Source organism: Pseudomonas sp. NFACC37-1 (assembly GCF_900101575.1).
GTDB classification, from domain to species: Bacteria; Pseudomonadota; Gammaproteobacteria; order Pseudomonadales; family Pseudomonadaceae; genus Aquipseudomonas; species Aquipseudomonas fluorescens_AA.
In genome coordinates this window covers 70,614-84,053 of record NZ_FMUZ01000016.1, presented here as the reverse complement: position 1 = coordinate 84,053, position 13,440 = coordinate 70,614, and the positions used below count along the sequence as shown (strand labels likewise).

The window sequence follows — 13,440 nt, the reverse complement described above, 5'->3', positions numbered from 1 at the left end:
CTAGCAGGCAACCCAACAGGTTTAAACACGAATGAATGCTCTTGCCCGCCGCGCCGCAGGCCTGCTGCTCAGCACAGTTTGTCTGCCTCTTTCAGCCTTGGCTGCCGACCCACAACCCACCCATGAATTCACCCTCGACAACGGCCTGAAGGTCGTCGTGCGCGAAGACCATCGTGCGCCGGTGGTGGTGTCCCAGGTCTGGTACAAGGTCGGTTCCAGCTACGAAACGCCAGGCCAGACCGGTTTGTCCCACGCCCTTGAGCACATGATGTTCAAGGGCAGTGAAAAAGTCGGCCCCGGCGAAGCGTCGCTGATCCTGCGCGACCTCGGTGCCGAAGAGAACGCCTTCACCAGCGACGACTTCACCGCCTACTACCAGGTGCTGGCCCGCGACCGCCTGGGCGTGGCCTTCGAACTGGAAGCTGATCGCATGGCCAGCCTGCGCCTGCCGCCGGAGGAATTCAGCCGCGAGATCGAGGTGATCAAGGAAGAGCGCCGCATGCGCACCGACGACAAGCCCATGTCCAAGGCCTACGAGCGTTTCAAGGCCATGGCTTACCCGGCCAGCGGCTACCATACGCCGACCATCGGCTGGATGGCCGACCTGGACCGGATGACCGTCGAGGAACTGCGTCACTGGTACGAGTCCTGGTACACCCCGAACAACGCGACCCTGGTGGTGGTTGGCGACGTGACGCCGGAGGAGGTCAAATCCCTGGCCCAGCGTTATTTCGGCCCGATTGCCCGGCGCGCGGTGCCGGTCGCGAAAATCCCTCTTGAACTGGCCGAACCCGGCGAACGCCAGATCACCCTGCACGTGCAGACCCAACTGCCCAGCGTGATGCTGGCCTTCAACGTGCCGAGCATCGCCACCGCGACGGACAAGGCCTCGGTCAACGCGTTGCGGCTGATCTCGGCCCTGCTGGACGGCGGCTACAGCGGCCGGATCCCGACCCAACTGGAGCGCGGCGAAGAATTGGTGTCCGGCGGCTCGTCAAGCTACGACGCCTTCACCCGCGGCGACTCGTTGTTCACCTTGTCGGCGACGCCCAACACGCAGAAAAACAAAACCCTCGCCCAGGCAGAAGCAGGTTTGTGGCGCCTGCTTGAACAGTTGAAAACCACCGCCCCGACCGCCGAGGAACTGGAACGCGTGCGCGCCCAGGTCATCGCCGGCCTGGTGTATGAGCGCGACTCGATCACCAGCCAGGCCACCGCCATCGGCCAGCTGGAAACCGTCGGCTTGTCCTGGAAGCTGATGGACACCGAACTCGCCGAACTGCAAAGCGTGACCCCGCAAGACATCCAGAAGGCAGCCCAGCTGTATTTCACCCGCTCGCGCCTGAGCGTTGCGCACGTCCTGCCCGAGGAGAAAGCTCATGAATGAGCGTAAATCATCGCGCCTGGTGCCGATCGGCCTGGTACTGATCGCCCTGGCCGGCGCCCTGGCCTTTTACTTGTCGCCGTCCAGCGACTCCAACGCCAGCCAGGCATTGGACAAGGCCAAGTCCGGCAACAAGCTGCAATCCCTGGCCGAACTGAACGACAAGGCCCCCAGTCGGCGCCAGCTCGACGTGCAAACCTGGACAACCGCTGACGGCGCCAAGGTGCTGTTCGTCGAAGCCCGGGAATTGCCGATGTTCGACCTGCGCCTGACCTTCGCCGCCGGCAGCAGCCAGGACGGCGACACCCCCGGCCTCGCCCTGCTGACCAACGCCATGCTCAACGAAGGCGTGGCCGGCAAGGACGTCAGCGCCATTGCCCAAGGCTTCGAAAGCCTCGGCGCGGACTTCGGCAACGGTGCCTATCGGGACATGGCCGTGGCGTCCCTGCGCAGTCTCAGCGCAGCCGACAAGCGTGAGCCGGCATTGAAGCTGTTCGCCGAAGTCGTCGGCAAACCGACCTTCCCCGCCGACTCCTTCGCCCGGATCAAGAACCAGATGCTCGCCGGCTTCGAATACCAGAAGCAGAACCCCGGCAAACTGGCGGGCCTGGAACTGATGAAGCGCCTGTACGGCGAGCATCCTTATGCCCATTCCAGCGACGGCACCGCCGAGAGCATTCCACCGATCACCCTGGCCCAGGCCCGGGCGTTCCACGCCAAGGCCTATGCCGCCGGCAACGCAGTGATTGCACTGGTGGGGGACTTGTCCCGCGCCGAAGCCGAAACGATTGCCAACCAGGTCGCCGCCGCGCTGCCCAAAGGCCCGGCCCTGGCGAAAACCCCGCCACCGGTGGAGCCGAAGGCGAGCATCGGCCACATCGAGTTCCCGTCCAAGCAGACCAACCTGATGCTCGCGCAGTTGGGCATCGACCGCGACGATCCGGACTATGCCGCGGTGTCCCTGGGCAACCAGATCCTCGGCGGCGGTGGCTTCGGCACGCGGCTGATGACTGAAGTCCGCGAAAAACGCGGCCTGACCTACGGCGTGTATTCCGGCTTCACGGCGATGCAGGCCCGCGGCCCGTTCATGATCAACCTGCAGACCCGTGCCGAGATGAGCGAAGGCACCTTGAAACTGGTGCAGGATGTGTTCGCCGACTACCTCAAGAACGGTCCGACCCAGAAAGAACTCGATGACGCCAAGCGTGAGTTGGCGGGCAGCTTCCCGCTGTCCACCGCCAGCAATGCCGACATCGTCGGCCAGCTCGGCGCCATGGGGTTCTATGACTTGCCGCTCAGCTACCTGGAAGATTTCATGCGCCAGTCCCAGGAACTGACGGTCGAGCAGGTCAAGGCCGCGCTGAACAAACACCTGAGCACCGACAAAATGGTCATCGTCACCGCCGGCCCGAGCGTGCCGCAAAAGCCGTTGCCGCCCCCTACTGACAAACCTGCCGAGCAGCCGCTCGGGGTTCCGGAGCACTAATGGCCCGCCCATCGAATTCCAGCAAGAAACCCGTGCACAACGGTGTGAACCAGTTGCGCATCATCGGCGGCGAATGGCGCAGCCGGCGCCTGAGTTTCCCGGATGCCCCGGGGCTGCGCCCCACCCCGGACCGCGTGCGGGAAACCCTGTTCAACTGGCTCGCGCCCTACGTGGCAGGCGCCCGGGTGCTCGATCCATTCGCCGGCAGCGGCGCGCTGTTTCTCGAGGCCCTGTCCCGTGGCGCCGCCATGGGCCAGGCGCTGGATGCCAGCAACCTGGCGGTCTCCAGCCTCAAGGAACACCTGGGCACCCTGCGTTGCACCGTCGGTCAGGTGCAGACCGCCGACGCGCTGCGCTACCTGGACAGCCAACCGGCAACGCCTTTCGACCTGGTGTTCCTGGACCCTCCTTTCAACCAGAACCTGTTGCCGACGGTCTGCGCCTTGCTCGAGGAGCGTCAGTGGCTGGCCGAGGATGCCTGGGTCTACACTGAAAGCGAGACTGCCCCGTCCACCCTGGGCTTGCCGGGCAATTGGCGCTTGCACCGCGAGCAGAAATCCGGACGGGTGTATTACGCGTTGTGGCAGCGTTTGCCAAAGGACATTGGCTGAACGGCTGACCAGTGCATCGAGAATAATAATGATGTCCGCCGCATCTGAACGTTTCGTCCCTGCCCCGGGCCTTGGCAACCCGCACCTGCAAACCTTGTGGGGCCCCTTGTGGCGCCAGACCACCCACATCGAGCGTCAACGCGAGCGCCTGTGGCTGGAAGACGGTGATTTCCTCGACCTCGACTGGCACGGCCCCCACAGCGCCGAGGCGCCACTGGTGCTGGTGCTGCACGGGTTGACCGGCTCTTCCAACTCGCCTTACGTGGCCGGGTTGCAGCAGGCGCTCGGTCGCCAGGGCTGGGCCAGCGCGGCCTTGAACTGGCGCGGCTGCTCGGGCGAGCCGAACCTGTTGCCCCGCAGCTATCATTCGGGCGTCAGCGAAGACCTGGCCGCCACCATCACTCACTTGCGCGCCAAGCGGCCCTTGGCGCCGCTGTTTGCGGTGGGTTATTCACTGGGCGGCAATGTGTTGCTCAAGCACTTGGGAGAAGCCGGCCGCGACAGCCAGTTGCAAGGGGCCGTGGCGGTCTCGGTACCGTTTCGCCTCGACCAGTGCGCCGATCGCATCGGCCAGGGATTTTCCAAGTTCTACCAGGCGCACTTCATGCGACAGATGGTGGCCTATGTGCGCAACAAGCAACGCCAGTTCCAGCACGACGGACACCACGAAGGCCTGGCGACCTTGGCGGCGCTTGGCCCGCTGGAAAACATGCGCACCTTCTGGGACTTTGACGGCCGGGTGACGGCGCCGCTGCACGGGTTCTCCGATGCCGCGGACTACTACCGCCGCGCCTCCAGCCGCTATTTCATGGCGGGCATCAGCACGCCGACCCTGGTCATCCAGGCCGCCGACGATCCTTTCGTGTTTCCCCACAGCCTGCCCGAACCCGGCGAGCTATCCACCTCCACCCGACTTGAACTGCACGCCCGGGGCGGACATGTAGGGTTTGTCGACGGAACCCTGCGGCGCCCGGGGTATTACCTGGAGCGGCGGATTCCCGATTGGCTGGCCAGCCTGAGGCGCGGCTGACGATTCGCAGACAACACAAATCCCCTCTGGGAGGTGTTCACCGGTTCAGCGTTCGCCAGGAATCCCTGTGGGAGCGAGCTTGCTCGCGATAGCGGCGGGACGTCGACATTGAAGTTGCCTGGCACACCGTCATCGCGAGCAAGCTCGCTCCCACATGGTTAGGGGCTGGGCTATTCGCCCTTTGCCACGCCCCGCTGGGGATCATTGATCCATTCACTCCAAGAGCCGGCATACAGCCTTCCCAAGGGATACCCTGCCAGGCACAAGGCGAACAGGTTATGGCACGCCGTCACGCCGGAGCCGCAGTACGCCACCAGTTCGGTGGGCGAACGCTCGCCCAGTTTTTCGGCGAAGCGTTGCTTGAGCTGGGCGGCCGGCAAGAAGCGTCCATCGGTACCCAGGTTGTCGGTGAACGCTGCGCACTGGGCGCCCGGGATATGCCCGGCCACCGGGTCGATCGGCTCGACTTCGCCCTTGAAGCGCGGCAACGCCCGGGCATCCAGCAGGGTCATGGCCGACTCACCGAGGCGTTGTTGCAGCGCTTGCGCATTGATCAACAAGCTCGCATCCGGCGCCCCCGTGAAAGTCCCAAGGCTGTTCTGCGGCGGATCCAGGCTCAACGGCAAGCCAGCGGCATGCCAGGCCTTGAGCCCACCGTCGAGGATGGACACGCCATCGCGCTTGCCCAGCCAGGCCAGCAACCACCAGGCCCGCGCGGCATAAGCGCCGGGGCCGTCGTCGTACAGCACGACGTCGCTGTCGTTATCGAGCCCCCAAGCCCTGAGGCGCTCGATCAAGGCCTCGGGCTCGGGCAGCGGATGGCGCCCGGTCACGCCTTTGCTCACCGGCCCGCTCAGGTCGCGCTCAAGGTCCGCGAACGACGCCCCGGCAATGTGGCCCTCGGCATAACTGCGCTGGCCGTAATCCGGGTCTTCCAGGGCAAAGCGACAGTCGAGGATGACCAGCCCGGGCCGTGATCGCCGCTGTTCGAGGGCTTCGGGGCTGATGAGTTGCGCGATGGGCATGGTGAGCTCCTGTGGCTAAGTCGGGGACCGGTCCTACTGCCCTTCCTCCAGGGTCTGGGCCAGGGGGACGTAATATTCCTTGAACAGTGCATCCACCGCTTCGCGGGCCTGATCGGTCACGAAACCGGCTTCCAGCACCAGCACCTGATAGACGCCGCGCTTGATGGCCTGCTCACTCAGGTGGCTGAAATTTTCCCGCGTGGTGCACAGGAACCGCACCCAGGACGTGAGGATGATCCAGGCGTTGAGGGTCAGGGACTCGATCTGCACCCGGTCCATCTTCAGAATGCCGGCGGCAACGAAACCTTCGTAGATCGCAGTGCCGTGGATCAGGCAGCGCTGGGAAAACCGACGATAACGGGCCGCAAGGTCCGGATCGCTGTCGAGCAGATGCTCCAGGTCCCGGTGCAGGAAGCGATAGCGCCACATGGCCGCCAGCAGCTCCTGCAGGTAGAAGCGCTTGTCATCCACCGTGGCCGCCCGGCCCTGGGGCGGGCGCAGGAAGCTGTCCACCAGGTTCTCGTATTCACTGAACAGCACGGCGATGATCGCCTGCTTGTTGGGGAAGTGGTAATAGAGATTGCCCGGGGACATGTCCATGTGGGCGGCGATGTGATTGGTGCTGACGCTGCGCTCACCCTGTTGGTTGAACAGCTCGAGGCTGTTTTGCACGATGCGCTCGCTGGTTTTCATTCGTGGGGCCATGGTTTGGGCTTTAATTCGACGAAGGCATTGATCGGCATCTTACGACCTATCGGTCACAGGAAAAACCCACAGCCGTTGCGGATGCCATTGACTTTCTAGAGTATAAGCTCTAGAAAACACCCACTCTAATAATATCCGGTGCCTGACGATGCCTGCCGACGTGGCCTACCTGCACGAGTCTCAACAACAACTGGACGAGCTGCGGTCGCTCTTCGATGCCCAGCGCCAGGCCTACGCCGCCCATCCGATGCCACCGGCCGAACAGCGCCGACAATGGCTCAAGGCACTGCGCGAGGTATTGAGCAACGAACGACAAGCCTTGATCGACGCCATCAGCCAGGATTTCAGCCACCGCAGCGCCGACGAAACATTGTTGGCCGAGCTGATGCCGAGCCTGCACGGTATCCATTACGCCAGCCGGCACCTCCAAGGCTGGATGAAACCCTCCCGGCGCAAGGTGGGCATGGCCTTTCAACCGGCCTCAGCCAAAGTGATCTATCAGCCGTTGGGCGTGGTCGGGGTCATCGTGCCGTGGAACTACCCGCTGTTCCTGGCCATCGGGCCGCTGGTCGGGGCATTGGCGGCGGGCAACCGGGTGATGCTCAAGCTCAGCGAATCGACACCGGCGACCGGCTTGCTGCTCAAGCAATTGCTCGCCCGGGTCTTCCCCCAGGACCTGGTGTGCGTGGTGCTCGGCGAGGCGGAGGTCGGCATGGCGTTTTCCAAGTTGCCCTTCGATCACCTGTTGTTCACCGGCGCCACCAGCATCGGCAAGCATGTCATGCGGGCCGCCGCCGAAAACCTGACCCCGATCACCCTGGAGCTGGGTGGAAAATCGCCAGCCATCGTGTCGGTCGATGTCCCCATCAAGGATGCCGCCGAACGCATTGCCTTCGGCAAAACCCTGAATGCCGGGCAAACCTGTGTCGCCCCGGACTATGTACTGGTGCCGCAGAACCGCGTCGGTGAGTTCGTCGAGGCGTATCGCGAGGCGGTGCGCAGATTTTATCCGACTCTGGCGGACAACCCGGACTACACCGCCATCATCAATGAACGACAAGTGGCGCGGCTCAATGGCTACATCAGCGACGCCACCGGCAAGGGCGCGTTGCTGATCGAACTGTTCGAGCAAGGCCAGGGCCGCCGCATGGCCCACAGCCTGCTGCTCAACGTCAACGATGAGATGACCGTCATGCAAGACGAGATCTTCGGCCCGCTGCTGCCCATCGTGCCCTATGACCATCTGGACCAGGCGTTTGCCTACATCAATCAGCGACCCCGCCCGCTGGCGCTCTACTACTTCGGCTACGACAAGGCCGAACAACATCGCGTGCTCCACGAAACCCATTCCGGCGGCGTCTGCCTGAACGACACGCTGTTGCATGTCGCCCAGGATGACATGCCGTTCGGCGGCATCGGGCCCTCGGGAATGGGGCATTACCACGGGCATGAGGGCTTCCTGACTTTCAGCAAGGCCAAGGGCGTGCTGACCAAACAGCGATTCAACGCGGCGAAGCTGATTTATCCGCCCTACGGCAAACCCTTGCAGAAACTGATTCAGAAGCTGTTTGTCCGCTGACGCGTGTCTGCCCGGGTAATCACAATAATGAACGCCAGCCTCACCGATACCCCCGCGCTGTCACGGCGCGGCCTGCTGAAATTCAGCCTCGGCGCCAGCGCCTTCCTGGCCACCGTCGGACTGGGCGCCAGCCTGAGCGGCTGCTCGCCAAGCCAGCCGGCCGCCGGCCTGACGGCCCTGCGCGACAGCGACCTGGCGTTTTTACGCGCCGTCATCCCTGTGATGCTGGACGGCGCAGTGGCCGTCGGGCAGATCCCTGCCGCCATTGACGCGACCCTGGGCAGCCTCGACAGAAGCCTGGCCCACTTGTCCCCCGCCATGCTCAAGCTCCTGCACCAGCTGTTCGATGTGCTCACGCTGGGCGTTACCCGCGGGCCACTGACCGGGGTCTGGGGGGCGTGGGAAAACGCCAGCGCCGATGACATCCGCCAGTTCCTCGCGCGGTGGGAAAACAGTTCGCTGGATCTGCTACAGCAAGGTCACTGCTCGTTGCTGCAATTGGTGATGATGGCCTGGTACACCCAATCCGAAGCCTGGGCGCATTGCGGGTATCCGGGGCCGCCAACGGTTTGACCAACCAGAACCAACCCCTGTGGGAGCGGGCTTGCTCGCGAATGCGGTTACACATTCAACACTTGTGCAAGCTGACCCGCCGCCTTCGCGAGCAAGCCCGCTCCCACAGGGGGCTACATCACCTATTCAAAACAATAAGAGAGCCCAGAACATGCCCGTACCCGATCCCTTCCGCGAAGGCCTGGCCCGTGGCTGGACCACCTATAACGGCGCGCAGTTGACCGAGGACCTGACCCTGGAAGCCGACGTGGCAATCATCGGCAGCGGTGCCGGTGGCGGCACCACGGCGGAAATCCTCAGCGCTGCCGGCTACCGGGTGTTGCTGATCGAGGAAGGGCCGCTCAAGACCAGTCATGACTTCAAGCTGCTCGAAGACCAGGCCTACAGCAGCCTGTACCAGGAAGGCCTAGGGCGCATGAGCAAGGACGGCGCCATCACCATCCTCCAGGGCCGGGCCGTCGGTGGCACGACGCTGATCAATTGGACCTCCAGCTTCCGCACGCCCGACCAGACCCTCGATCACTGGGCTACCGAGCACAACGTCAAGGGCCACGGCCGCGCTGAAATGGCGCCCTGGTTTGCGCAGATGGAACAACGCCTGGGCGTGGCGCCGTGGCTGGTTCCGCCCAACGCCAACAACGACGTGATCCGCAAAGGCTGTGAACAATTGGGCTACGCCTGGCACGTCATCCCGCGTAACGTGCGCGGCTGCTGGAACCTGGGCTATTGCGGCATGGGCTGCCCGACCAACGCCAAGCAGTCGATGCTGGTCACCACCATCCCGGCCACCCTGGACAAGGGTGGCGCGCTGCTTTACCTGGCGCGGGCCGAACGCCTGACGATCAAGAACGATGCCGTTGCCGGCCTCGAGTGCCAGGCCATGGACGAGCGTTGCGTGGCGCCCACCGGGCGACGCATCACCGTCAAGGCACGGCACTACGTGCTGGCGGGCGGCGGCATCAACAGCCCCGGCCTGCTGTTGCGCTCCGCTGCGCCAGACCCGCACGAACGTCTGGGCAAGCGCACCTTCCTGCACCTGGTGAACATGTCCGCCGGGCAATTCGACGAGGTCATCAATCCGTTCTACGGTGCGCCGCAATCGATCTATTCGGATCATTTCCAATGGCAGGATGGGACCACCGGCAAGATGTCCTACAAGCTCGAAGTCCCGCCCTTGCACCCGGCGCTCGCCGCCACGCTATTGGGCGGGTTCGGCCCCGAGAACGCCTTGCACATGTCCCGGCTGCCTCACACCCATGCCATGCTGGCGCTGCTGCGCGACGGTTTTCACCCGGACAGCCCCGGCGGCCGAGTCGAGTTGCGCAGCGATGGCGCGCCCGTGCTCGACTACCCCGTTTCGCCGTATACCTGGGACGGCTTGCGCCGGGCCTTCCACAGCATGGCCGAAATACAATTCGCCGGTGGCGCCAAGGCGGTGATGCCCCTGCACAGCGACGCCCGCTACGTGAAAACCCTGGCCGAGGCCCGCACGCTGATCGACGGGCTCGACCTGGCCTTGTACCGCACGCGCCTGGGCAGCGCCCACGTAATGGGTGGCTGCGCCATGGGGGAAGACCCGAAAACCGCCGTCACCGACAGCCTGGGCCGCCATCATCAACTGGGCAACCTGTCGATCCATGACGGCTCGCTGTTCCCCACCAGCATCGGCGCCAACCCGCAATTATCGGTGTACGGGCTGACCGCACAATTGGCGACAGCCCTGGCCGAACGCCTGAAAAACCCATGAATATCCGGATTATTCGCAGCGTCTATAGTGCTTTCTTATCCAACAGCCGACTTGGCCGACCGAGAAGGCTGCGATACCATCCGACTCCCCAACGGACTCCCGCCAGGACGACGCGATGAACCGAGTGTTGTACCCAGGTACCTTCGACCCTATTACCAAGGGCCATGGCGATCTGGTCGAACGCGCCGCGCGCCTGTTCGACCACGTGATCATTGCCGTCGCCGCCAGCCCGAAGAAGAACCCGCTGTTTCCGCTGGAGCAACGAGTGGAGCTGGCCCGCGAGGTCACCAAGCACCTGCCCAACGTGGAAGTGGTCGGTTTCTCGACGCTTTTGGCCCACTTCGCCAAGGAAAAGAACGCCAATGTGTTCCTGCGCGGCCTGCGTGCGGTCTCGGACTTCGAGTACGAGTTCCAACTGGCCAACATGAACCGCCAATTGGCACCGGACGTCGAGAGCCTGTTCCTGACGCCGTCGGAGCGCTACTCCTTCATTTCCTCGACCCTGGTACGGGAAATTGCGGCGTTGGGCGGTGATATCACCAAGTTTGTCCACCCGGCCGTGGCCGATGCGCTGACCCTGCGCTTCAAGAAATGACCGGCAGGCGCTGCGAGGCACCTCGCAGCGCAACGCAGTCCATCGCGCCCGCGTGCACTGCGCTCGCCAATGCGGCACAATTGCGCCCATACGTTTTCAGATGCCCGGGCCCAACGCCCCGGCAGGAGCCTGCATGTCCCTGATCATCACCGACGACTGCATCAATTGCGACGTCTGCGAACCCGAATGCCCGAACGAGGCCATTTCCCAAGGCGAGGAGATCTACGTCATCGACCCGAACCTGTGCACCCAGTGCGTCGGCCATTACGACGAACCCCAGTGCCAGCAGGTTTGCCCGGTGGATTGCATCCCGCTGGACGAGGCTCATCCGGAGACTGAAGAGCAGTTGATGGCGAAATATCGCAGGATTACTGGCAAGGCCTGAGCCAGAAGCCACTGTAGCGTTTGTGCGGGCCTCTTCGCGAGCAAGCCCGCTCCCACAGAGATCGGCTATGTCCACAGCATGTGTGTCCTAAGCAAATCCCTTGTGGGAGCGGGCTTGCTCGCGAAAGGGCCAGCAGCGACACCCAAGCTCCAGCTGCCTGCCTCACTCCTGCCGCTCAAACCCCTCCCCCACACACCCCAGGCACCGCACGAACGTGGCCCTGGCCGGGTCCACCACCAACGCCTTCCCCGCATCGCCGACACCGCCGCCCAGCGCGGTAAAGGGCAACGACACCACGAATGCCCCAGCCCCGATCACCGTAGCGGCGAGCAGCAGCGGGCGGGCGATCAGCAGGTCACCGAGCATGGCGAAGGCCGGCGGATTCTGGATGGTGTAGCGCGGGTCGCCGCTGCCGCTGTTTGCCAGGGCAGGCAAACCGACACTCAGCAGCAGCGCTAGAACGACAGGTCGAAGCGGTTTCATCGGGCGATCCTTCGGCTAAATCAATATGACTACTGACTATAGACCGTCGGACGAATCAACTCTGGCAGCGTGGGCACCAGACGCTGGCGCGCTGGCCCAGGCGGATTTCCCGCAGCCCCGTGCCACAGACCTTGCACAACTCCCCGCCCCGGCCGTAGACGAACAGCTCCTGCTGGAAATAGCCGGGCTGACCGTCCCCACCGATGAAATCCCGTAACGTGGTGCCGCCGCGCTCGATGGCATGGGCAAGGATGCGCTTGATCTCGATCGCCAGCTTCAGGTAACGCGCCCGAGAGATGCCTCCGGCGGCCCGGCGCGGGTCGATCCCGGCGGCGAACAGCGCCTCGGTCGCGTAGATATTGCCCACGCCCACCACCACCGCGTTATCCATGATGAACGGTTTGACCGCCATGGAACGCCCCCGCGACAGCTGGAACAACCGTTCGCCATCGAACAGGTCGGTCAATGGCTCGGGGCCGAGGCGGATCAACAGTTCGTGATTGAACGGGTCAAGGCTCCAGAGCATCGCGCCGAAGCGTCGAGGGTCGGTGTAGCGCAAGGCCAGGCCGGACTCCAGCTCGATGTCCACGTGCTCGTGCTTGAGGGCGGGCATGCCGACCTCCACCAGGCGCAGGTTGCCGGACATGCCCAGATGGCTGATCAATGTGCCGACCTCGGCATTGATCAGCAGGTACTTGGCCCGCCGCTCCACCTGAACGATGCGCTGGCCCGAAAGCCGCACGTCGAGATCTTCCGGGATCGGCCAGCGCAGGCGGCGGTCGCGGACCACCACGCGACTGACCCGCTGGCCTTCAAGATGGGGCGCGATGCCGCGACGGGTGGTTTCGACTTCCGGCAGTTCTGGCATGAGGTTCTCGCGTCAGGCGACGCCACGCACTCAACGAGAGGCGAGGTCGCGAATTTCCTGTTTCTGGGTCTGGAAGTCGTATTCCGACAAACCGATGTAGTCGAGCACCAGGCTCCCGACGCTATCCCACTCGTGGTCTTCGGCCTGGTTGCCGAGCACCCGGTGGGACGCACAGATGTTCTCGGACATCTTCAGGATCGCCAGCAGGTTTTTCAACTGGCTGTTGTTGCGTGAAGAGTCGTCGCTGAAGACCGCCAGGGCGTTGTGGTGGTTGGCGATCGCCTGGCTGACGTGATCCGGCAGGCGCCAGGATTTGGAAGTGTAGTAACCGACCACCGCGTGGTTGGTGTTGAACAGGCGGTTCTCGGTGTCCACCACCCGGCACTCGGCGCTGGCATTGGCGTAGGCCTCCTCCAGCACGCCCATGTAGTTGGGGAACTGCTTGAGCATCAACGGCACGCCGCAGTCGTGGAACAACCCCAGGGCATAGGCTTCGTCACCGTTCTCCAGGCCGACGCGCTTGGCCAGGGTCAGGCAGGTCATCGCCACGTCCTGGGCCGTATCCCAGAAACGGTTCAGGGTCACGATGGCGTCGTCGTGCAGCTCGCCCTTGATCGACTGCGCATTGATCAGGTTGATGATCGACCGGCTGCCCAGCAGGTTCACCGCGCGCTGGATCGAGGTGATCTTGTTGCGCAGCCCGTAATACGGCGAGTTGACGATCTTGAGCAAGGCTCCCGAGAGCCCCGGATCCTGGGAGATCAACTTGGCGATGGTCTCCAGGTCCGGGTCGGGCATGTACTGCTCCATCTGCAGATCCACCATGATCTGCGGCTGGGGCGGCACACTGATCCCTTGCAGGGACTGTTGGATCTGTTCGGCGGAAAGTTCTTTGGACATGAGTACACACTCTGGGTCAGGCGGGGATTCTAACCCTTAAAGATGGATCCGATACACCGCCGGGTAGAT

At 63.8% G+C, this 13,440-nt stretch carries 14 protein-coding genes; 9 read left to right on the top strand and 5 right to left on the bottom strand.

The features are described 5' to 3' along the window. Positions 1-31: 31 nt before the first annotated feature. From BLP82_RS17580 to BLP82_RS17565, 4 genes are read left to right on the top strand one after another with little or no spacing between them, the layout of a single operon-like run. Positions 32-1,387 (top strand): M16 family metallopeptidase, encoded by a 1,356-nt coding sequence (locus BLP82_RS17580; RefSeq protein ID WP_092170700.1) that lies wholly within the window; start codon positions 32-34, stop codon positions 1,385-1,387. After that, positions 1,380-2,870, top strand: coding sequence for a M16 family metallopeptidase (locus BLP82_RS17575; RefSeq protein WP_092170696.1), 1,491 nt, complete (start codon positions 1,380-1,382; stop codon positions 2,868-2,870). Before BLP82_RS17580 ends, BLP82_RS17575 begins: the two co-directional genes overlap by 8 nt. Continuing rightward, the gene (gene rsmD, locus BLP82_RS17570; protein ID WP_092170692.1) at positions 2,870-3,481 is read left to right on the top strand and encodes a 16S rRNA (guanine(966)-N(2))-methyltransferase RsmD; all 612 of its coding nucleotides are present in this window, start codon (positions 2,870-2,872) and stop codon (positions 3,479-3,481) included. Before BLP82_RS17575 ends, rsmD begins: the two co-directional genes overlap by 1 nt. A 31-nt stretch (positions 3,482-3,512) precedes the next feature. Next, positions 3,513-4,511, top strand: coding sequence for a hydrolase (locus tag BLP82_RS17565; RefSeq protein WP_092170821.1), 999 nt, complete (start codon positions 3,513-3,515; stop codon positions 4,509-4,511). 170 nt (positions 4,512-4,681) lie between these two features. Here BLP82_RS17565 and BLP82_RS17560 read toward each other — a convergent pair whose 3' ends face one another. Both BLP82_RS17560 and BLP82_RS17555 read right to left on the bottom strand, forming a co-directional pair. Then, positions 4,682-5,536 (bottom strand): sulfurtransferase, encoded by an 855-nt coding sequence (locus BLP82_RS17560; RefSeq protein ID WP_092170688.1) that lies wholly within the window; start codon positions 5,534-5,536, stop codon positions 4,682-4,684. Positions 5,537-5,569: 33 nt separating this feature from the next. Beyond that, a complete protein-coding gene (locus tag BLP82_RS17555) occupies positions 5,570-6,241 on the bottom strand; it encodes a TetR/AcrR family transcriptional regulator (RefSeq protein ID WP_060740184.1) in 672 nt (223 codons plus the stop codon). 148 nt (positions 6,242-6,389) lie between these two features. On the opposite strand from BLP82_RS17555, the gene BLP82_RS17550 reads away from it, so the two are divergent. The 5 genes from BLP82_RS17550 to BLP82_RS17525 all read left to right on the top strand — a co-directional run bounded on the left by BLP82_RS17550 (position 6,390) and on the right by BLP82_RS17525 (position 11,120). After that, positions 6,390-7,820, top strand: a complete 1,431-nt coding sequence (locus BLP82_RS17550) for a coniferyl aldehyde dehydrogenase (RefSeq protein WP_092170684.1) — start codon at positions 6,390-6,392, stop codon at positions 7,818-7,820. 27 nt (positions 7,821-7,847) lie between these two features. After that, complete coding sequence (locus BLP82_RS17545) at positions 7,848-8,393, top strand: hypothetical protein (RefSeq protein ID WP_060740182.1); 546 nt, start codon at positions 7,848-7,850, stop codon at positions 8,391-8,393. Positions 8,394-8,544: 151 nt separating this feature from the next. Continuing rightward, positions 8,545-10,140 (top strand): GMC family oxidoreductase, encoded by a 1,596-nt coding sequence (locus BLP82_RS17535; protein WP_092170676.1) that lies wholly within the window; start codon positions 8,545-8,547, stop codon positions 10,138-10,140. 115 nt (positions 10,141-10,255) lie between these two features. Continuing rightward, complete coding sequence (coaD, locus tag BLP82_RS17530; RefSeq protein ID WP_003177462.1) at positions 10,256-10,735, top strand: pantetheine-phosphate adenylyltransferase; 480 nt, start codon at positions 10,256-10,258, stop codon at positions 10,733-10,735. A gap of 133 nt (positions 10,736-10,868) precedes the next feature. After that, complete coding sequence (locus BLP82_RS17525) at positions 10,869-11,120, top strand: YfhL family 4Fe-4S dicluster ferredoxin (protein WP_009683359.1); 252 nt, start codon at positions 10,869-10,871, stop codon at positions 11,118-11,120. Between the two features lie 162 nt (positions 11,121-11,282). Here BLP82_RS17525 and BLP82_RS17520 read toward each other — a convergent pair whose 3' ends face one another. Genes BLP82_RS17520 through BLP82_RS17510 form a run of 3 tightly spaced genes read right to left on the bottom strand, consistent with a single transcriptional unit; the run spans position 11,283 to position 13,317 of the window. Beyond that, entirely contained in the window at positions 11,283-11,603 is a 321-nt protein-coding gene (locus BLP82_RS17520; RefSeq protein ID WP_060740179.1) for a hypothetical protein, read from the bottom strand. Between the two features lie 55 nt (positions 11,604-11,658). Continuing rightward, positions 11,659-12,471 (bottom strand): bifunctional DNA-formamidopyrimidine glycosylase/DNA-(apurinic or apyrimidinic site) lyase, encoded by an 813-nt coding sequence (gene mutM / locus BLP82_RS17515; RefSeq protein WP_092170672.1) that lies wholly within the window; start codon positions 12,469-12,471, stop codon positions 11,659-11,661. A gap of 30 nt (positions 12,472-12,501) precedes the next feature. Beyond that, positions 12,502-13,317: an HDOD domain-containing protein gene (locus tag BLP82_RS17510; protein ID WP_170842336.1), complete on the bottom strand. Its 816-nt coding sequence runs from the start codon at positions 13,315-13,317 to the stop codon at positions 12,502-12,504. Positions 13,318-13,440 lie beyond the last annotated feature (123 nt).